This is a genomic window from Sphingobacterium sp. MYb382, assembly GCF_037572665.1.
Lineage (GTDB): Bacteria > Bacteroidota > Bacteroidia > Sphingobacteriales > Sphingobacteriaceae > Sphingobacterium.
Genome location: NZ_JBBGZT010000010.1, coordinates 160,572 through 178,821 on the forward strand (window position 1 = coordinate 160,572; position 18,250 = coordinate 178,821).

The 18,250-nt window shown below is 39.5% G+C and carries 17 protein-coding genes; 11 read left to right on the forward strand and 6 right to left on the reverse strand.

The window, feature by feature from the left end; all coding sequences use genetic code 11:
* Nucleotides 1-42: 42 nt before the first annotated feature.
* Entirely contained in the window at nt 43-834 is a 792-nt protein-coding gene (locus tag WH223_RS04175; RefSeq protein ID WP_340046275.1) for an AraC family transcriptional regulator, read from the reverse strand.
* 80 nt (nt 835-914) lie between these two features.
* On the opposite strand from WH223_RS04175, the gene WH223_RS04180 reads away from it, so the two are divergent.
* Nucleotides 915-2,120 carry a CynX/NimT family MFS transporter gene (locus WH223_RS04180; protein ID WP_340046276.1) on the forward strand — a complete coding sequence of 402 codons (1,206 nt, stop codon included), beginning with the start codon at nt 915-917 and terminating at the stop codon, nt 2,118-2,120.
* A 68-nt stretch (nt 2,121-2,188) separates the two neighbouring features.
* On the opposite strand, the gene WH223_RS04185 is transcribed toward WH223_RS04180, so the two are convergent.
* Nucleotides 2,189-3,004: an SDR family oxidoreductase gene (locus WH223_RS04185; protein WP_340046277.1), complete on the reverse strand. Its 816-nt coding sequence runs from the start codon at nt 3,002-3,004 to the stop codon at nt 2,189-2,191.
* A 197-nt stretch (nt 3,005-3,201) separates the two neighbouring features.
* Between WH223_RS04185 and WH223_RS04190 the strand changes: the two genes are divergently transcribed.
* Nucleotides 3,202-4,167 (forward strand): arsenic resistance protein, encoded by a 966-nt coding sequence (locus WH223_RS04190; RefSeq protein ID WP_340046278.1) that lies wholly within the window; start codon nt 3,202-3,204, stop codon nt 4,165-4,167.
* A gap of 65 nt (nt 4,168-4,232) precedes the next feature.
* Here WH223_RS04190 and WH223_RS04195 read toward each other — a convergent pair whose 3' ends face one another.
* Complete coding sequence (locus tag WH223_RS04195) at nt 4,233-5,114, reverse strand: alpha/beta hydrolase (RefSeq protein WP_340046279.1); 882 nt, start codon at nt 5,112-5,114, stop codon at nt 4,233-4,235.
* Nucleotides 5,115-5,180: 66 nt separating this feature from the next.
* Here WH223_RS04195 and WH223_RS04200 point away from each other — a divergent pair, with 66 nt between their 5' ends.
* On the forward strand, nt 5,181-6,074 hold the full coding sequence (locus tag WH223_RS04200; RefSeq protein WP_340046280.1) for a LysR family transcriptional regulator: 894 nt from the start codon (nt 5,181-5,183) through the stop codon (nt 6,072-6,074).
* Nucleotides 6,075-6,150: 76 nt separating this feature from the next.
* Entirely contained in the window at nt 6,151-7,134 is a 984-nt protein-coding gene (locus WH223_RS04205) for a YeiH family protein (protein ID WP_340046281.1), read from the forward strand.
* An 81-nt stretch (nt 7,135-7,215) separates the two neighbouring features.
* On the opposite strand, the gene WH223_RS04210 is transcribed toward WH223_RS04205, so the two are convergent.
* Nucleotides 7,216-7,365, reverse strand: coding sequence for a lmo0937 family membrane protein (locus tag WH223_RS04210; protein WP_340046282.1), 150 nt, complete (start codon nt 7,363-7,365; stop codon nt 7,216-7,218).
* A 191-nt stretch (nt 7,366-7,556) separates the two neighbouring features.
* Between WH223_RS04210 and WH223_RS04215 the strand changes: the two genes are divergently transcribed.
* The 4 genes from WH223_RS04215 to WH223_RS04230 all read left to right on the forward strand — a co-directional run bounded on the left by WH223_RS04215 (nt 7,557) and on the right by WH223_RS04230 (nt 13,793).
* Nucleotides 7,557-7,742 (forward strand): CsbD family protein, encoded by a 186-nt coding sequence (locus WH223_RS04215; RefSeq protein ID WP_340046283.1) that lies wholly within the window; start codon nt 7,557-7,559, stop codon nt 7,740-7,742.
* A 251-nt stretch (nt 7,743-7,993) separates the two neighbouring features.
* Nucleotides 7,994-8,677 (forward strand): phosphoribosylaminoimidazolesuccinocarboxamide synthase, encoded by a 684-nt coding sequence (locus WH223_RS04220; protein WP_340046284.1) that lies wholly within the window; start codon nt 7,994-7,996, stop codon nt 8,675-8,677.
* A gap of 1,092 nt (nt 8,678-9,769) precedes the next feature.
* Nucleotides 9,770-11,611: a glutamine--fructose-6-phosphate transaminase (isomerizing) gene (gene glmS / locus WH223_RS04225; protein ID WP_340046285.1), complete on the forward strand. Its 1,842-nt coding sequence runs from the start codon at nt 9,770-9,772 to the stop codon at nt 11,609-11,611.
* A 7-nt stretch (nt 11,612-11,618) separates the two neighbouring features.
* A complete protein-coding gene (locus WH223_RS04230) occupies nt 11,619-13,793 on the forward strand; it encodes a DUF4954 family protein (RefSeq protein WP_340046286.1) in 2,175 nt (724 codons plus the stop codon).
* A gap of 97 nt (nt 13,794-13,890) precedes the next feature.
* On the opposite strand, the gene WH223_RS04235 is transcribed toward WH223_RS04230, so the two are convergent.
* The gene (locus WH223_RS04235) at nt 13,891-14,754 is read right to left on the reverse strand and encodes a DUF4886 domain-containing protein (RefSeq protein WP_340046287.1); all 864 of its coding nucleotides are present in this window, start codon (nt 14,752-14,754) and stop codon (nt 13,891-13,893) included.
* Nucleotides 14,755-14,879: 125 nt separating this feature from the next.
* Here WH223_RS04235 and WH223_RS04240 point away from each other — a divergent pair, with 125 nt between their 5' ends.
* The 3 genes from WH223_RS04240 to WH223_RS04250 all read left to right on the forward strand — a co-directional run bounded on the left by WH223_RS04240 (nt 14,880) and on the right by WH223_RS04250 (nt 17,835).
* Nucleotides 14,880-15,536: a protein-L-isoaspartate(D-aspartate) O-methyltransferase gene (locus WH223_RS04240; protein ID WP_340046288.1), complete on the forward strand. Its 657-nt coding sequence runs from the start codon at nt 14,880-14,882 to the stop codon at nt 15,534-15,536.
* Nucleotides 15,537-15,598: 62 nt separating this feature from the next.
* The gene (locus tag WH223_RS04245; RefSeq protein WP_340046289.1) at nt 15,599-17,413 is read left to right on the forward strand and encodes a MutS-related protein; all 1,815 of its coding nucleotides are present in this window, start codon (nt 15,599-15,601) and stop codon (nt 17,411-17,413) included.
* A 20-nt stretch (nt 17,414-17,433) separates the two neighbouring features.
* The gene (locus WH223_RS04250; protein WP_340046290.1) at nt 17,434-17,835 is read left to right on the forward strand and encodes an acyl-CoA thioesterase; all 402 of its coding nucleotides are present in this window, start codon (nt 17,434-17,436) and stop codon (nt 17,833-17,835) included.
* Between the two features lie 36 nt (nt 17,836-17,871).
* On the opposite strand, the gene WH223_RS04255 is transcribed toward WH223_RS04250, so the two are convergent.
* Nucleotides 17,872-18,246, reverse strand: coding sequence for a DUF779 domain-containing protein (locus tag WH223_RS04255; RefSeq protein ID WP_340046291.1), 375 nt, complete (start codon nt 18,244-18,246; stop codon nt 17,872-17,874).
* Nucleotides 18,247-18,250 lie beyond the last annotated feature (4 nt).

Consider the following 18,250-nt stretch of genomic DNA (forward strand, 5'->3'; position numbering starts at 1 on the left):
ATTTGGAAACAAATTAGCCTTTTTTAGCTTTAAAATAGCGACCTATGGTTGGCGCATACGTTTTAAGAAATCACTTGGACTACTACCCATCAGCGAATGAAAACTTTTGTGGTAGGCTTGTACACTTTTATAGCCCACTTGGAAAGCAATCTCCGATATCGTTAAGGTTTGTGTGCTGAGTAGCTCCAAGCTTTTGATAATGCGCAACATCTGTTGATATTTGATTAAAGTAAGTCCTGTTTGTTTCTTAAAAATACGTTCCAAACTACGTACAGAAAGTGCCGCTAATTCACTTAGCTTGTGGATTTGGAGCTCTCCAGTATAATTAGCGTGTAGATAGTTCATCGCTTTTGTTAGACGCGTGTCCTCCGGTACTATCAGATGGAGTTGTAAAGACTGAGCGACAAAATTAGGCAGCTCATGCAAAAGGGCACCCAAAAATATGGTTTCATCAGCTTGTTCCACTGTGTTATTTGACCATTTCTCCGCGTAACGAATCATCTCCCGTAGAACAGGAGGAGCTAAGAAAATAACGACTTCCTCATAAAAAGGTTGGGAAACCGCTATATCAAAAAATAAAACCATCAATTTAATATACTCCGAATGGGTATTTGTTTTATGCATAGCATCGGAGGGAATCCATGCTGCATGATATTGTGGAACAACATATTTTTTATCAGCGACAGTTAGGTATTGAAAACCGCTATCTACGTAAATCAATTGTGCTTTTTTATGCTTGTGGAGTATATCATCATGCACCCAGTTATTTTCAAACCATACGAAATAAGGTTTTTCGATACTTTCTACTTTCAGACTATGTTTGTAAGTTGTCATGTCGTTTGAGATTAACAATATGGCAAATGTATGTAAAAATACATGATTACCTTTGCCACATTAATTGAATAGTGTGTCCTATGGAAGAGTCTGTAAAGAAAAGGTCTTACCTTTTACTTATAATTAATGTGTTAGTTGTTGTTTTGGTGTCGAGTAATTTGCGGTCACCGCTTACCGCTGTTGGTCCTGTCTTAGGTCAGTTGTCAGAAGCGTTGAGGCTTGATAATTTGCAAGGAAGTCTGTTAACGTCTATTCCACTTTTTGTCTTCGCTACATGTTCCGTTTTGGTCAGTAAATTTTCAAGTCGCCTAAAGATACAGCAGTTCTTAGCCTACGCGTTACTCATGCTTTGCTTAGGGTTATTCCTTCGCGTTTTTGGATCCATCTACACGCTGTTTATTGGTTCTGTATTTATCGGTTTAGGCATTTGTGTTGGGAATGTGATTACACCAGGTTACGTTAAGCAAAATTTTCCCAACCAAATTGGGTTAATGACAGGAGTCTTTGCTGTGGCCATGAATTTGACGGCAGCTTTGGCTTCTGGATTTAGCACCCGCATAGGAGAGTGGACAGGACTTGGTTGGCAAGGTTCTTTGGGAATATGGATCCTCTTAACAGCTTTAGCGTTGAGCGTAGTATTGATAGAGCTTTTGTTCATCAAAAAAAGTGCGAATCTTGATGTGAAGGTTGCTCAGAAATCAGATTTTAATATCTTTAAATCTAAGCAAGCGTGGAACATCAGCATCTTTATGGGGCTGCAATCGTTAGTTTTTTACAGTCTTATTTCTTGGTTGCCTGCTGTACTAAAAGATTACGGAATGCCCGAAAGTGAACCCGGATGGGTACTTTTTGCCATACAAATGGCGATGCTGCCGATTACTTTTGTAGGACCAATTATTGCCAACAGGATGAAAAATCAAAAAGCCTTAATCATCTTTTTAAGTGTTTTGATGTTGTTGAGCATGATTTTGTTCGTCTCTTGGAAGGCCGAAGGCGTCTATTTAAGTGCCGTTTTATTGGGGCTGGCAAATGGACTGTCGTTCAGCTTGGCGATTCTATTTTTTTCCTTGCGTACACAGTCTAGTGCAAATGCTATTAAACTATCCGGAATGGCACAGTCTATTGGTTATTTTATCGCAGCTTTTGGTCCGCCTATTTTTGGTAAGCTTCATGATTGGGATGCTTCGTGGCGAGCGTCGTTTTACTTCCTATCGGCCGCGATTGTATTGATGCTTTATTTTGGCGTTTTGGCAGCAAGACCTAAACAGGTGGAAGAAGGGCTATAAAAGGTTAAAAAACAAGCGCTCCACGTGAAATGGAGCGCTCGAACTTTTAACAAGAGACTCGAAATGGTTTATAAACCAAATTGTTTTCGCATATCACCAATAAATTGGTGGTCGGATTCTTTATTACGTTTTTCAATTAGCGATACAGCATCTGGTGTAGCTGGATACCGTAATTGATCTGTACCATCTGTTGCCGCCTCAAATACTTTTTCAGCAACAACACGTGGAGATACGCTATTTGCGCCAAGCTGATCAATCATATCAATCATTTTTTCCATTAAACCTTGATACTCCGTTAAGCTTTCATCATTTTGAAAATCAAACGAACGTCCTGCGAAATCCGTTTCCGTAGCACCAGGCTCAATGATTTTTACTTTCACACCGAAGGGAGCAACTTCAAAACTTAGTGATTCAGAAATACCTTCAACGGCATATTTCGTACCGTGGTATAAGCTGCCGAATGGGAAGGTGAATCGTCCTCCTATCGAAGAAACGTTGATAATAACGCCTGATTTCTGTGCTCTGAAATGTGGAATAACAGCCTTTGTAACATCAATTAGGCCGATTACGTTAGTGTTGAACTGACGAATAACATCTTCTCGTTTGAAGACTTCCAACGGTCCGTATGCACCATAACCGGCGTTATTCAACAATACGTCAATAGATCCGAAGCGCGCAATACCAGCTTCTACCGTTTGCTGAATGCTCTCCGGAGATAATACATCTAAAGGAGCAACCCATACATTTTCTAGCGTGTTTAACTCCGTTTCTTTTTCAGGTGTACGCATTGTCGCGATTACATTCCATCTTTGTTCTGCAAAATATATGGCTGTAGCACGGCCAATACCGCTGCTGCTTCCTGTAATTAAAATAGTCTTACTCATCTTTGTTTATCTTATGTTTGATGGTAACAAATGTCCATCCTTTTTAGCTTTTTTTGTTTCCTGTGAAGCTCAATTTTTGTTTCTTGTAAGGCTCATGAAAAAAGATGCATCATCTGCTTGGGCTTAGTTTTCTTTATGAAACAAGGGGATCTTAAATTCTCTATTATCTTTGTGAGACAAGTCAAGTAGAAAAATAGATGAAGGTTACAAAAGATAGTTTAGAACAGGGGCAAATTGGTATCTATGTATTAACCATTCTTGTTAGTGCGGGGATAGGACTACTATGGAAGGAGGCTACTCAGTTGGCACATTTCATTGAGCCCGTCATCGGTTTACTCTTGTATAGCATGTTTTGCCAAATTCCTTTTTTCAAGTTGAAAGCAGCTTTTCAAAATCGGTCATTTTTCAAAGCTTTGCTTGTCGGTAACTTTGTATTTATCCCTATTCTTGTAGGTGTATTGCTTAGCATATTTCCATTAACTCCCATCTTGACCTTAGGTGTTTTGTTAGTGCTGCTTACACCATGTATAGATTATGTGATTGTATTTACCCACATGGGGAAAGGAGATTCACATGCCGTGCTTGCTGCAACACCGCTGTTGTTTGTCGTGCAGATGCTTCTGCTCCCTGTATTTCTATATGCTTTTTTAGGAAAAGAAACGCTCGATATCATAGCTATAGCACCCTTTGTGCAATCTTTTGTGTTGATGATTGTGATTCCATTTTCATTGGCTTTGTTGACGCAATATTCTACTAAACGAACGAAAGTAGGAGAAGGGATAATAGATTTTTCGGGATGGATGCCGGTGCCTATGATGGCCTTGACTTTCTTCTGCGTGATCGCTTCGCAAATAGGTTCATTAATTGGAAATATGGAACCTATTTTGTCGGTGTTACCTATTTACATAGGCTTTGGTATAGTGGCACCATTTGCTGGTCTGCTAGCCTCTACTATTTTTAAAACTGGATTAGCAGAAAAAAGAGGCGTAGCTTTTTCTACAAGTACGCGAAACTCATTGGTCGTACTGCCACTAGCATTAGCCTTGCCTGCTCCCGATAATCAGCTTGTTGCGGTTATTATTGTAACACAAACCATGGTGGAAATACTATTTGAATTGGTTTATATTAAATTGATACCGCGCTTCACGAAAATTAAAGCTTAGCTTCTGGTAAAACGATATTGGACTAAAAAGCTCCGTTTAAATAGATATAAACGGAGCTTTTCTTATTATTTTTTATCAAGCTGACTAAGCCATTTGAAAGCATTAAGGATAGATTGATGACCTGAGGTAGCATGGTTCTCATCACGTAAATGGTCGAAATGAACATGGAGGTTTTGAGGGTTTCCTTCTTGCAGCCTGTCGGCTAAAATCTGAGCAGCTTCTTCCATACTTTTTATGCCTTCATACATCTTACCCTCTGTACCCACGCCAATATATACCTGTGTTGGATTTTCATATTTTTTAGACCAAGTATACGTGTCCTGAAGCATGTATTCATTGCGCCACCACAAACTTGGGCTAGCGATAATGTACGTATTAAATAGGGTAGGCTTGTCGTGTAGAATTTCTAATGCGAGCAATCCGCCTAATGACTGTCCGATTAGCGTGTTTTTGCCACTCGTCTTAAAAGCGCTGTTTATGTAGGGCTGCAACTCTTTTGCAATAAACTGAATAAACTTGCTGGAACCACCATTATTCGGAATGTAGGCTAAATCCTCTTTCACCGTACTCGTAGTGGTAAAGTCTTTTTTCCTATTTGTGTTGGCTATGCCAACAAGGATGGATGGTTTTGTGCGATCCACCCATGGGAAATTGTTATGCTGTAAGATGCCAGCAACATGAATAAAGTCTTCATCAGCAGAACCATCCAACAAATAGATAACAGGGTAGGATAGCTCCTTGCTGTAACCTTCCGGCAGGTAGATGTTTAATGTACGTTCTTCACCCAATATTTTAGAGTGCAACTTATCAGTCTGTCCCAGAATAAAAGGGCTACTTTTTCGTCCTGTTTCTAGGTGTTGTCCAAAACTTTTGATTCCTGTCAAAAGTAGGATAAAGAATATAAATTTGATTTTTAAAGCCATCTTAATGCGTACTTCTTTCCACAAAGATAACTCAATTTCGTTTTGTCGTTAAGGCAAATTAGCAGATGAAATAATTTTGTATCTTCACGTATGTTTGACTTCCGATTAAAAGTGTTTCATACCGTTGCTAAACGTCTAAATTTCACAAAGGCGGCGGAAGAATTGTATATCAGCCAGCCGGCGGTCACGAAGCATATTAAGGAAATAGAACAATACTATAAGGTCAAAATATTCGATCGTAATGGAAGTAAGATAAAGCTTACTGCACCAGGAGAAACCCTCTTAAAGTATACAGAGCAGCTATTCGAGGTGTATAGTAAAATCGATTTCGAACTTAATACCTTCACTCAAAGCTGGTCAGGTACGCTTCGTATTGGTGCGAGTAGCACCGTGGCTCAGTATATATTGCCCGCTCTATTGGCTGCTTTTCGTGCCAGCTTTCCCGATATTAAAATTACACTAACGACAGGAAATACCGAGCAAATTGAACATGCCTTGCAGCATGGTAGTATTGATCTAGGTCTTGTCGAAGGGAAGTCCAAGAATAACGACTTTAAGTATACTCCTTTCATTAAGGATGAACTGGTACTCGTGGTCAATGCCTCCCACCCATTGGCGAATAAGAATAGCATAAAGTCTGAAGAACTCCTTAAACATCCCTTTTTGCTACGTGAACCTGGTTCTGGAACTTTGGAAGTGATAGCTCATAGCCTGAAAGAAGTCGGTATAAAATTAGCTGATCTACACGTAGAGATGCAGTTAGGAAGTTCCGAAAGTATAAAAATGTATGTGTTGAACTCCAATGCCATAGCCTTTCTTTCCGTTTATGCCATTTATAAAGAATTGAAATATAAAGAATGTAGCATCGTTGATGTTCGAGGCTTACGCATAGAGCGTGATTTTTTATTTATCCAAACGCAAGGAGATACACTTTCTCTATCAGTTATGTTTATGCGTTTTGCGAATAGCTATAACTTAAAGTAATGATAGATTACCAATAGTGATTTCTTTCCAAGGACTATCCTAACCAAATTTGCATAAGTAATTTATACAAATTGTTATGGAAAATCAGCGTAAACAAATACAAGTCAAAGGAAAGTCTGCTCGCTTTTTTGATAGACGCATAAGTACACGCGAGCTTATCTTTATTCTTGCTGTAATCCTGTGTCTTTCGCCTTTTATATCTGCTCCCGTAGCTTTATTTTTAGGATTAATTATCGCTCAATTTGTTGGGCATCCTTATTTACATCTAAACCATAAAGCCACACATATATTATTACAAGTTTCAGTTGTCGGATTAGGCTTCGGAATGCAAGTGGATCGTGCACTAGAAGCAGGAAGGTCTGGTATCGCTTTCACAGTCGTGTCCATCGTCGGAACCCGAGTTTTAGGGTACCTACTCAATAAGTTCTTGAAAATAGAACAAAAAACAGCGTTCCTTATTTCGGCTGGTACTGCCATCTGTGGTGGTAGCGCCATTGCTGCCGTGGGACCGGTTATTAAAGCTGAAGAAAAACAATTGTCTGTAGCCTTAGGGACGGTTTTTATTTTAAATGCCGTAGCACTTTTTGTTTTTCCAGCGGTTGGTCATGCTTTAAATTTGACACAGCAGCAGTTCGGCCTTTGGAGCGCTATTGCCATCCATGATACAAGCTCTGTTGTTGGTGCCGCAAGCAAATACGGAACGGAAGCATTAGAGGTGGCGACCACAGTCAAATTAGCACGTGCTTTATGGATTATTCCCTTAGCTTTTATCGCTCCATATTTCTTTAAGACAAAAGGAAGTAAAGTAAAAATCCCTTGGTTTATAGGTCTGTTTGTGGGAGCTATGCTATTGAATACTTATGTGCCCGCCATACATGCATTTCAACCTTACCTGACAGGAATTGCACAGGCCGGGTTGACGCTGACTTTGTTTTTAATCGGATGTGGCCTAAACCGAAGCCTGTTAACGCAAGTCGGAATCAAGCCATTCGTTCAAGGAATTATTCTGTGGGTCGTGATTTCAGTCTCCGCATTGTGGGCCGTAATTGCCTTGCTATAATACACTTGTTAAGTATTCCTTTGCTTGCTTTTTATTAGCAAACAAAGGAATACAAGTTTTAATAGAAAGCGCCTAAAGGTATTAAGCTCCTCGAATAATTCTTAGTAAGATGGCGACAACGGCAAGTACTAAGAGTACATGAATAATACCTCCTGTAGCATAACCTCCAAGAAAGCCAATGGCCCAAACAATGACCAAAATAACTGCGATAATATAAAGTAGGTTTCCCATGATATTTAAGTTTTAGTGAAACAGTATAGTTAAAAACGGGTGAATCCTAATTTTGTTTGCTATAGATGTAAAATAGCCTTTAAAGTGTCATTGAGGGCCGGTTTTGAATTTTAAGACTTTTTAACAAACTTTTCTTTTGCTAGGCTGTTCTTTATATAGTTAGTTGTTTTATTCATTAAATCTATAATATTATGGCAGGTCTAAAATTAAAAGGCGTTTGGAACGAAGTTAAAGGTAAGGTTAAGCAGCAGTATGCTGATTTAACAGATGATGATCTTCTATTAGAGGAAGGTAAAGAAGACGAATTAGTAGGTCGCTTGCAACAAAAGGTTGGCAAAACACGCGATGAAGTCGTTGACTGGCTTAACAACTTGTAAAATTTAAGAATAATCAGTTTAAGCTTTAATGAGGCGCATAGGTGTATAACCTATGCGCCTTTTTATTTACTCCTAAAATGCTAAGATCATGGTTGAAATACAAAAAATGCAATAGAGAAGCTATATCTGCCAAAAAATTATAAGCTTTCATCATTTATATATTGCTTTTTTTAAGGATTCTTCCCTAAGCGTAAACCTATTCTATTTTATAATGTTAGTTTTGTAGCCAATCACTAACAACATAATATTTTATGAATTTACTATATACGGGAAAGACCAAAGATGTGTATGGCCTAGAGAACAATCAGGTTTTATTGAAATTTAAAGACGATGTAACAGGTACTGACGGTGTATTCGATCCAGGAGCTAACACGGTAGGTTTAACGATTGATGGAGCAGGGAAATCAGGCCTGAAGATGACCAAACATTTCTTTGAATTGTTGAACAATAAAGGCGTAAATACACATTATGTTTCTGCCGATATCGAAGTCGTAAGCATGGTTGTGAAAGGTGCGGAAGTATTTGGCAAAGGATTGGAAGTTATTTGTCGCTACAGAGCAGTAGGTAGTTTCTTAAGAAGATATGGTGCTTACTGTGAAGAAGGACAGCCGCTAGATGCTTTGGTAGAAGTAACAATTAAAGATGATGAGCGTGGCGATCCAACAATCTCAGAAGATACATTGGCGTTTTTAGGTCTTCTTACAACAGCCGAGTATCAAGTATTAAAGAACCTGACGAAAACTATTTGCGGCCTTATCAAAGAGGAACTGGCAACGAAAAATTTAGAGCTTTACGATATCAAATTAGAGTTTGGTAAAGATAAAAACTCCGGTGAAATCATTCTAATCGACGAAATTTCTGGCGGAAATATGCGCGTTTACAAAGATGGTCAATACATCACACCATTAGAATTGGAAAAACTATTCTTAGGTTAATCAACCTAATGTACAAAAGATAAAATGAATAGAAAAGGAAGCCTTAGCTTCCTTTTCTTGTGTAAGAGCATCCATTAAATCATTTCAATATTTATCACGAAACAAACCGTAAGAGATAAAAACTACAAGCAAGATTCCGGTAACAACAACAACAACAACAACAACAACAACAACAACAACAACAACAACAACAACAACAACAACAGAAAAACAGCAAGAAAATCCAAGGCTCGACCTATTCTTTTAGGAACAATAAGGCAATGTAATCCGCTGTAGAACCAGACCAAACTGTATAATACAAGGCTTCCCCAGGCGAAGGGTCAGGCAAAAAGCATTGGGGGCCTAGGGATTCCGCCCGTGGGATGAAATCGGCCGCCTGGCACCAAAAAGAGTCAGTCTTGATTTTTGGTTCTTTTCATTAAGGAAAAGGACGTAAAGAGAATATGTTCCGAAATAAACCAAAGGCAATATTTCATTACGATAAAGAACCTAAATAGAATCGCTTTAAAAAGTTTTTGTAGAAGAACGCAAAACAAAATCCCATAAAAAAAAACAACCTAATTATAGCCTGTTTAAAAAGTTATTCCATAACAAATTTGAAGAGATAGCAACATAAAAAAACAACAACCAAATCAAAATAACATCCCATATTTTTAAAATTGCAAAGCAATAAAAACCGTTGAACAAACCACGAGCCTACATCAGTATAATACCCCCATCAACAAACACTAAAATAGTTCGTGAGATCTTTGAAAACTCTAAGCTCCACCACCTAATTTTTTTCATTATAAAACAATCAAAACAACAAAATGGAAAACACTTTAAGAAGTCACTGCAGAAATGAAAATAATGACGTTTTATGGGGATGCTCCTCTAAGCCTAAAAAGGAGATGACAAAATGCTATTCCTGATTATGCATGATATAAACCCTGAAATAATGCATGTTTGCCCTTTTTTAACCTCTTTTTCTCTTTGTTCTTAATTGTTCTTGCAGGTTTTTGCGTAGTCCTAAAATATTGTGAAACAATCGATTGCAAAACCTCATTTTCTTATCTTTACAACCGATTAATCGTTTAAAATAATAAAGATAATATGTGTGGAATAGTTGGTTATATAGGCACTGATTTAGCCTATCCTGTATTGTTAGATGGATTAAAAAAGTTAGAGTATCGTGGCTATGATAGTGCGGGGGTAGCCCTTCATTTAGGTGATAAAGTAGCCGTTTATAAAAAAGAAGGTAAGGTCAGTAACCTAGAGAATTTTGTTCAGGGTAAAAATGTGCAATCCCTCGTAGGCATTGGACATACACGATGGGCTACACACGGAGAACCTTCCGATCGTAATGCACATCCGCATTACTCCAATTCCGGAAACATAGCGATGATTCATAACGGAATTATAGAAAATTATGCGCAACTAAAAGAAGAGCTTGTGCAGAAAGGATATACCTTTCAAAGTGATACAGACTCCGAGGTTTTATTAAACTTTATCGAAGATATAAAAATCAATAACGCATGTACTTTAGAAGAGGCTGTGCGAGTAGCTTTAAAAAGAATTGTAGGCGCTTACGTGATTTTACTTTTAGATAAAGACCTGCCCGACACGATTATTGCTGCCCGTAAGGGAAGCCCGTTGGTGATAGGTATCGGTAAAGGCGCACACTATCTAGGCTCTGATGCATCACCTATGTTAGCGTATACCAAAGAGGTCGTTTATATCAACGATTATGAATTAGCCATCGTAAAAGCAGACGAGCTGATTCTGAAAAACCTAGGAAATGAAACGCTAACACCTTTCGTGCAGCAATTAGACCTAGAGTTAGCGGCGATAGAGAAAAATGGTTTTGACCATTTTATGTTAAAGGAAATTTATGAGCAGCCAAAAACTATTTTCGACGCTATGCGTGGACGATTGGATATGCAGCAGCAGACGATTACACTTAGCGGCATTGACAAGATAGCTGATAAGCTGTTGGCAGCAAACCGTATCATTATCGTTGCCTGTGGTACGAGCTGGCATGCCGGACTGTTGGCTGAATATGTCATCGAAGAGCTATGTCGGGTAAACGTAGAAGTAGAATATGCTTCCGAATTCCGCTATCGCAATCCAATTATCACCGATAAGGATGTAATTATAGCGATTTCACAAAGTGGAGAGACAGCAGATACCTTGGTAGCCTTAGAAAATGCGAAGCAGCAAGGAGCAACCATATTCGGATTAGTCAATGTCGTAGGATCCTCTATCGCACGATTATCCCACGCAGGGGCGTATACACATGCTGGACCAGAAATCGGTGTGGCGAGTACCAAAGCCTTTACAGCACAGCTAGCTGTATTATATCTGTTTGCTTTAAAATTAGCAACATTAAAAAATACAATATCCCAAGAACGCTATCATAGATTAATCAATGATTTAGCCGAGGTGCCTACCCATGTACAATGGATTTTAGATACCCAAGATGAAGCTATTAAAGCTATTGCAGAAAAGTATAAAGATGCGCGTGACTTCCTATACTTAGGACGTGGCTATAACTTCCCAATAGCGCTCGAAGGAGCACTCAAGCTAAAAGAAATATCCTACATCCATGCGGAAGGATACCCTGCCGCAGAGATGAAGCACGGACCTATAGCCTTGGTTGATGAAGAGCTACCGGTAGTTTTTGTAGCGACCAAAGATAGCTATCACGATAAAATTGTCAGCAATATGCAAGAGATTAAAGCCCGTAAAGGACGTCTTGTAGCTGTAGCATCAACGGGAGAGAAGACCCTTGCCGATTTAACTAGCGATTTGCTTTATGTGCCACTAGTAGATGAAGTAATAGCACCAATTTTATCAGTAGTACCATTACAACTTTTATCCTACCATATTGGGGTGCTGCGTGGATTAGATGTCGATAAACCGCGCAATTTAGCCAAATCAGTAACCGTAGAATAAGGGAAGTATGGCAGTAGTAAAAAAAGAACCTTTAAGTCGTTTAGGCTATGGCTTCGTCGCCGATGAATATTTGATTCAAGGCGATGAATACCATCAACGCAACAGGCAGCTAGCAACGAACAAGCAGTATCGTAATCTCCACGATGAGGAGATTGAAATCTTGAAAAAACAAGATAATTATGCTGCTAACTGGCAAGATATCTGGGTGACAGACACGTTTCTTCCCGAATTGATAAAACATGTTAATTTCTATGGGAAAGTCCGTATTGGTGATATGGAGGCTGTTTATCTAAACTATCGTGACCTAAGATTGCCTGCAGGAATCTATAACTCTACCGTGATAAGTTGCGATTTTGGCGATACAGTAGCTGTACATGAGGTACAGTCTATGGCTCATTTTATCATAGGTGATGAAGTAATATTGGCCAACATCAACGAGATGATGACCAGTGATAATGCTAAGTTTGGAAACGGTATTCTGAAAACAGGCGATAGCGAAGAGCGACGTATACATTTAGAGTTATGTAATGAGAATGGAGGACGCTCCGTTTTACCTTTTGATGGTATGCAGGCCGCTGACGTGTATTTGTGGTCTCGCAATCGAGCAGATAAAGTTTTGCAAAAGCGTTTTCAGGAAATTACAGAAAATGGATTCTCCAAAGAGCGTGGCTTTTATAGCACCATCGGTGCACGCTGTGTGATTAAGAATACGCATACGATCAAAGATGTTAAGATTGGAACTGATGCCTATATCAAAGGTGTTAATAAGTTGAAAAATCTAACCATAAACTCTTCCGAAGAGGCTTTCACCCAAATAGGAGAAGGATGCGAATTGGTGAATGGTATCATAGGTTATGGCTGTCGTATTTTCTACGGTGTGAAGGCTGTACGTTTCGTGCTTTCTTCCTTTTCACAGTTAAAATATGGAGCTCGTTTGATAAATGCTTTTTTAGGCGACAACTCCACGATTTCCTGTTGTGAGGTGCTGAATTCACTCTTGTTTCCAGCGCACGAGCAACACCATAACAATTCATTTTTATGCGCTGCATTAATCCAAGGACAGAGTAATATGGCTGCTGGCGCTACCGTAGGGTCTAATCACAACTCTAGGGCTGCAGATGGCGAAATCGTCGCTGGACGAGGCTTCTGGCCAGGTTTATGTGTCAGCTTAAAGCATAACTCCCGATTTGCTTCATACACCTTGATTGTGAAAGGTGACTTCCTGCATGAGTTGGATATTAAGTTTCCATTCTGTCTAGTAAGTAATGAAGCAGCCACCAATAGCCTTTTGGTATTGCCTGCTTACTGGTTTATGTACAATATGTATGCCCTCATGCGTAATACTTCTAAGTTTACTGCAAGGGATAAACGGAAGTATAAGCATCAGTACATAGAGTATGATGTTTTAGCCCCTGATACTATTAACGAGATGTTTACCGCTTTGGCGGAGATAGAAACGGCAGTAGGGCGTACTTTTGGGACATTCGCGGCAGAAGATGAGCAGCGTGCTTTTGGGAAGCAGCTTTTGCAAGCCGGCAATCCTTTGCCTGTAGGTGAGGTGTTGCTACACAATGTGGAGTATTCCAAGCGTAAAGTGATCTTAGCAAAACCGTATGAAGCCTATCAGCTATATGTACGCATGATTCGTTACTATGGAATAATGCAGTTAATTAGTAGGTTAGAAACGACTTCTATAGCAACGCTTCTGTCCGAATTTCGAGACCTTTCTGTAGCACGATTTGACGTAAGCAATGTCGGCGGACAGCTGCTACCCGTAGAAAAGCTTGATTTTCTATTGGACCAAATACGTACAGGCAACATAAATCAATGGGAAGAAGTGCACCAGTATTATCACCAAAGCAGTACAGATTATTTAGCGGATAAATCCTTGCATGGCTTAGCGTCCTTAGTGGAAATCACAGGGATTCCTTTGGCAGAATGGGATGAAAGCTTTGTGAGCAGCTTATTGCTAGAAGCACAAACGACGAAACAATGGATATATGCACATATCGTCAAGGCAAGGCAGAAAGATTATGAGAATCCATTTAAGCAGATGGTTTATGATTCCTATGCAGAGATGGAAGAAGTGATTGGCGCTTTAGCTGACAATGATTTTATAAATAAAGAAAGGGAATCATTAGCTCTTTTTGAAGATAGAATTAAAAAGCTTATAAAGAGTTAGTCGACTCTTTATAAGAGTAAAGAAATACACTTAAGAAAATAAAAAAGCGCTACTGTCTATTTGCAGTAGCGCTTTTTTATTCGCGTAGCGAAGTTAATTATAGTTTTATTTTAGAAACCTTATACGGTTTTTTACACGCCAAATGTGCAGCAAGTTTAGCAATAGTTGCCTGTTGATCCGTAACCTTCTCAGGCTTGTAGGTATTTTTACGGACATCCTCTTTAAACAATTTCTCATACCAAGTGCAAGCTGCAGTAACACGACCGTAGTCCAACTGCAAATGGTAGCCATCACGTGTTAAATGGTCTCCCAAGCTACTCGTGCGGGCATTTTGTACGGCTGTGCCAGCAGGGATAAGGTACGTGAAACCTCCGCCTTGAAATACTTTCTTAGAAGCAGCAGCAATGCTGTTATACATGATAGATTGATTGTTTTGGTAGTTCGCAAAGCCCGCATGTTTAGAATCTTGCTGATAAGCCCATGTTTGGTGGTATACAAATTTGGTGTCCGCAGGAACACGCTCACGCACATACTTCATTAAATCAGGTAGGCTTGCTATAATCGTTTCATATTGACCAGAAGTAGGGCTTGCTTGCTGGAAGCTTATATAATCCCAATGTTCCTCCGCCAGTGCTTGAGCAATGCTGACATCTTTTGTTACGTTCTTTTTACCCGTAACATCTATCTTACGGTAGTTGTAGGCCGCTTTATCTGCAATTGTATTTTTAACATGAAGCTCTAACGGAGCGCCAGGAATGTAAAGGTTGCCAATAATCATCTTTTTATCGGTTGCAGCAGCCAGTTCATAAAGGTAGTTTTCAATGCCGTCTTCCGAAAAGCTATTGCCAATAGCGAGTACCTTGATAATACCATCTTCGGTAGAAGCAGTTTTGTTGTCTTGCGCAAAAAGAACTTGGGAAAAAGCAAAAATTGCCAATAAGCAACTAAATAATTTTTTCATAGTTTAATAAGTAAATCGATGAGCGACTAAGATAGATAAAGGAATGAAGTTATAGAAGCTTGAGTGTAAATAATTTGTATTTAGATAGGCGAAATGTGCCTTAACAATGGTATTTTTGGGGAACGATGGCATATAAATTTATAGATAATTACCGAGAAAGAGGTGCACGCAAGCGACTTGTTAATCTTTTAGAAGAACGTGGTATTGAAGACAAGCGTGTACTGCAAGCTATTGGTAAAGTGCCTCGTCATTTTTTTTTCGATGAGACCTTTTGGAATCAGGCTTATCGTGATATAGCCTTCCCTATCGGGGATGGACAAACAATCTCGCAGCCGTATACAGTCGCTTATCAATCAGAACTTTTACACGTTAAAAGTGGAGATAAAGTGTTGGAAATCGGTACCGGGTCGGGCTATCAAACCTGTGTGCTGCTGGAGCTAGGAGCACAAGTGTTTACCATCGAGCGTCAAGAAAATCTATACAATAGAACCTGTCAAGTACTTCCCTATATGGGGTATCAGCCAAACTTTTTCTTAGGTGATGGCTCTAAAGGAATACCCGAACATGCTCCCTACGATAAAATTATTGTAACCGCAGGAGCTCCTTTTGTACCCGAGTTGATGTTAAAGCAATTGACACTAGGCGGATTGCTTGTAATCCCTGTTGGCGATGAAAAATCACAAAAAATGGTTACTATCCTCCGCGTAGGAGAGAACGACTTCGAACGAATAGAATTAGATACCTTCCGCTTTGTGCCTTTGGTGGGCGACCAAGCTTGGTAAGCAAAAGATAATATTTATGAATTTAAAAGCTTGGTTTGCCAAGCTTTTTATATTTTTAGACCATGGTATACGAAAATTATAAGAAAAATATAGAGGCAACCAAAACGACGCTGCAAGACTTAGATAAATCAATCAATGTAAATAGTCTAGCGCGTTTGTTTGTAATCATCGTCGGTGGAGCCAGTTTATTCTACAGCTTTCAGCAAGAAAGTATAGTATTAGTATGCATACTCGCTTTAATTATTGTTCTGTTATTCGCCTTTTTAATTCAGCGTCAAAGCCGTCTAGAGAAAGTACGAGCCAATAAGTTAGCCTTTTTGCGAGTTAACGAGAATGAAATAACACTGCACGAGCAGCGCAAAACAATCTATAATGAAGGTGAAAGTTTCGAAGCTGGCAAGCATCCTTATTCTGGTGATCTTGATGTTTTTGGTAAATATTCCCTATTTACCTTAGTAAACCGTTGTGCGACTACCCAAGGGGTGAATATATTAGCCAGTTGGTTTGATAAAGCAGGAACAAAAGATGAAGCGTTAGCACGACAAGAGGCGTCAGCAGAGCTGGAAACCAAAACAAATTGGAGTCAAGATTTTCAAACTAAGCTACTATTCAACCTTTCCAATGCAACGGATGTAAAAGCATTCTTAGCACGCTATTTCCAAGATGCATCACTTTCTTTTGGTAATAAGCTCCTGCAAATATATGTTACCCTCGTTCCATTTATCTTCCTTGCTGCGGTAGGTATATCCATCTTTGTGCAACCTATTTGGAACTATATCGGTGTTTTGGCGGTAATCCATTTGATTTGGACGCTCGCCATGGCCGGGAAAGTAAGCTTGTTCTCAAGCCGCATAGATAAAGTAGGTCAGCTATTAGCAGCCTATGCTGAAGGAATAGCCTTAGTAGAGGAAGAAACGTTTAAAGCACAAAAAAATAAAGAACTACAGCAAAGTCTTGTTCAAGATGATAAAAAGCTCTCTTTTGCTTTTCGTAGCTTGTCTGGATTAATTAACAATCTCGATGCTAGAAACAATATGCTTGTCGGAAGCCTCTTGAATATGTTTATGCTATGGGACTTCAAATATGTGTTGAAAATAGTGAAATGGAAATCGCAGTATGCCGACAATGTATTGGTAGCCTTCGATGTGATAGCCGAATTTGAAGCACTGAATTCATTAGCTGTTTTAAAAAGAAATAATCCCGATTGGTGTATGCCAACACTGTTGGATAGCCCTACGGAAGATGCTATTCATGCTGTAGCCCTAAACCATCCGCTGATAGCCATAAAACATGCCGTAGCAAACGACTACGAGAGTAAAGATCACCGCATAGCCTTAATTACAGGTTCAAACATGGCAGGTAAAAGTACCTTCTTAAGAACAGTAGGTATTAATGCTGTACTAGCTTATGCCGGTGCCGTTACCTGTGCACGTTCGTTTGCCTTGCCAATCTACAGCTTGATAAGCTATATGCGTATCAAAGATTCACTCAACGAGAGTACATCCACCTTCAAGGCAGAGCTCGACCGTATGAAATTTATCTTGACAACAGTGGCAACGGTGAAAAATAGCTTCTTCCTAATCGATGAAATGTTGCGTGGAACAAATTCCGTAGATAAATATCTAGGGTCAAAAGCAATTATTAAAAAATTAATCGCTGAAGAAGGAAAGGGCATGGTTGCTACCCACGACTTACAGCTTTCCTCCCTTGCTGAAGAATATCCAACGGTAGTAAGGAACTTTCACTTTGATATTCAAGTGATAGAAGGAGAAATGTTATTTGATTATAAGCTTAAAAACGGTAAATGTACCATTTTCAATGCCTCCATGCTGCTGAAAGGAATTGGCGTAGAGGTAGAGAAATCCGATAGTGAATAAAGATTTAAAGAGAAAGAGATATGACATTAGAAGAACGTTTTGAAATTTCAGAAACCCGTGTGTGTACAACGGTGTTCCCTTTTTTAACAAATCATCATGATACCCTGTTTGGCGGTAAGGCCATGGCTATTATGGATGAAGTGTCTTTTATGGCAGCTACACGCTTTTGTCGTAAACGGATGGTAACCGTGTCGTCGGATAAGATTGATTTTCAAAAAGCAATCCCTTCAGGAAGCATAATAGAAACAATAGCGCGCGTTGAAAGCATAGGACGTACCAGCCTTCAGGTTAAAGTGCAAGTCTTCGTCGAAAAGATGTATGAAGATGGACGTGACCTCGCTATACAAGGGTCATTTACCTTCGTCGCGTTGAACGACGAGAAAAAACCTATTCCAGTATTAGAAGGACTAGATGTAGATTAATAGTATAAAGGCGGTTGTTTAATGAAAACACCGCCTTTATGCATTACGAAGCACGGGTGTCAAGTCCTTAAGCTCCGCCTCACTGAACAAGCGGTAGTGAATCTTGAAAGTCTTGCCTAAAGATGATTCCAAAGAAAAACCTCCCGGGCCAAAGCCATCCAACACATCAAGCGTAAACTCCGAAAATTGCCAATATTCGAAAAGGTCGCGGTCAACCCAAAATTCATAACCCTCGGCCAACCCAATCATGGCGTCATTCATCCGAGGGAAGAAACCTCCCTTTTCAAAACATTGCGGCTGTGTGCCCTCACAACATCCGCCAGCCTGGTAGAACATCAAGTCTCCATGTTTTTCAGCAAGCTCATGAATCAAATCGCGCGCCGCTGCGGTGATAATTAATCGTTCTTTCATCGGT

Excerpts from the sequence above, each read along its gene's own strand:
- WH223_RS04175 (WP_340046275.1), bottom strand. The coding sequence starts at position 834 with ATGACAACTTACAAACATAGTCTGAAAGTAGAAAGTATCGAAAAACCT.
- WH223_RS04180 (WP_340046276.1), top strand. The coding sequence starts at position 915 with ATGGAAGAGTCTGTAAAGAAAAGGTCTTACCTTTTACTTATAATTAAT.
- WH223_RS04185 (WP_340046277.1), bottom strand. The coding sequence starts at position 3,004 with ATGAGTAAGACTATTTTAATTACAGGAAGCAGCAGCGGTATTGGCCGT.
- WH223_RS04190 (WP_340046278.1), top strand. The coding sequence starts at position 3,202 with ATGAAGGTTACAAAAGATAGTTTAGAACAGGGGCAAATTGGTATCTAT.
- WH223_RS04200 (WP_340046280.1), top strand. The coding sequence starts at position 5,181 with ATGTTTGACTTCCGATTAAAAGTGTTTCATACCGTTGCTAAACGTCTA.
- WH223_RS04205 (WP_340046281.1), top strand. The coding sequence starts at position 6,151 with ATGGAAAATCAGCGTAAACAAATACAAGTCAAAGGAAAGTCTGCTCGC.
- WH223_RS04210 (WP_340046282.1), bottom strand. The coding sequence starts at position 7,365 with ATGGGAAACCTACTTTATATTATCGCAGTTATTTTGGTCATTGTTTGG.
- WH223_RS04215 (WP_340046283.1), top strand. The coding sequence starts at position 7,557 with ATGGCAGGTCTAAAATTAAAAGGCGTTTGGAACGAAGTTAAAGGTAAG.
- WH223_RS04220 (WP_340046284.1), top strand. The coding sequence starts at position 7,994 with ATGAATTTACTATATACGGGAAAGACCAAAGATGTGTATGGCCTAGAG.
- glmS (WP_340046285.1), top strand. The coding sequence starts at position 9,770 with ATGTGTGGAATAGTTGGTTATATAGGCACTGATTTAGCCTATCCTGTA.
- WH223_RS04230 (WP_340046286.1), top strand. The coding sequence starts at position 11,619 with ATGGCAGTAGTAAAAAAAGAACCTTTAAGTCGTTTAGGCTATGGCTTC.
- WH223_RS04235 (WP_340046287.1), bottom strand. The coding sequence starts at position 14,754 with ATGAAAAAATTATTTAGTTGCTTATTGGCAATTTTTGCTTTTTCCCAA.
- WH223_RS04240 (WP_340046288.1), top strand. The coding sequence starts at position 14,880 with ATGGCATATAAATTTATAGATAATTACCGAGAAAGAGGTGCACGCAAG.
- WH223_RS04245 (WP_340046289.1), top strand. The coding sequence starts at position 15,599 with ATGGTATACGAAAATTATAAGAAAAATATAGAGGCAACCAAAACGACG.
- WH223_RS04250 (WP_340046290.1), top strand. The coding sequence starts at position 17,434 with ATGACATTAGAAGAACGTTTTGAAATTTCAGAAACCCGTGTGTGTACA.
- WH223_RS04255 (WP_340046291.1), bottom strand. The coding sequence starts at position 18,246 with ATGAAAGAACGATTAATTATCACCGCAGCGGCGCGCGATTTGATTCAT.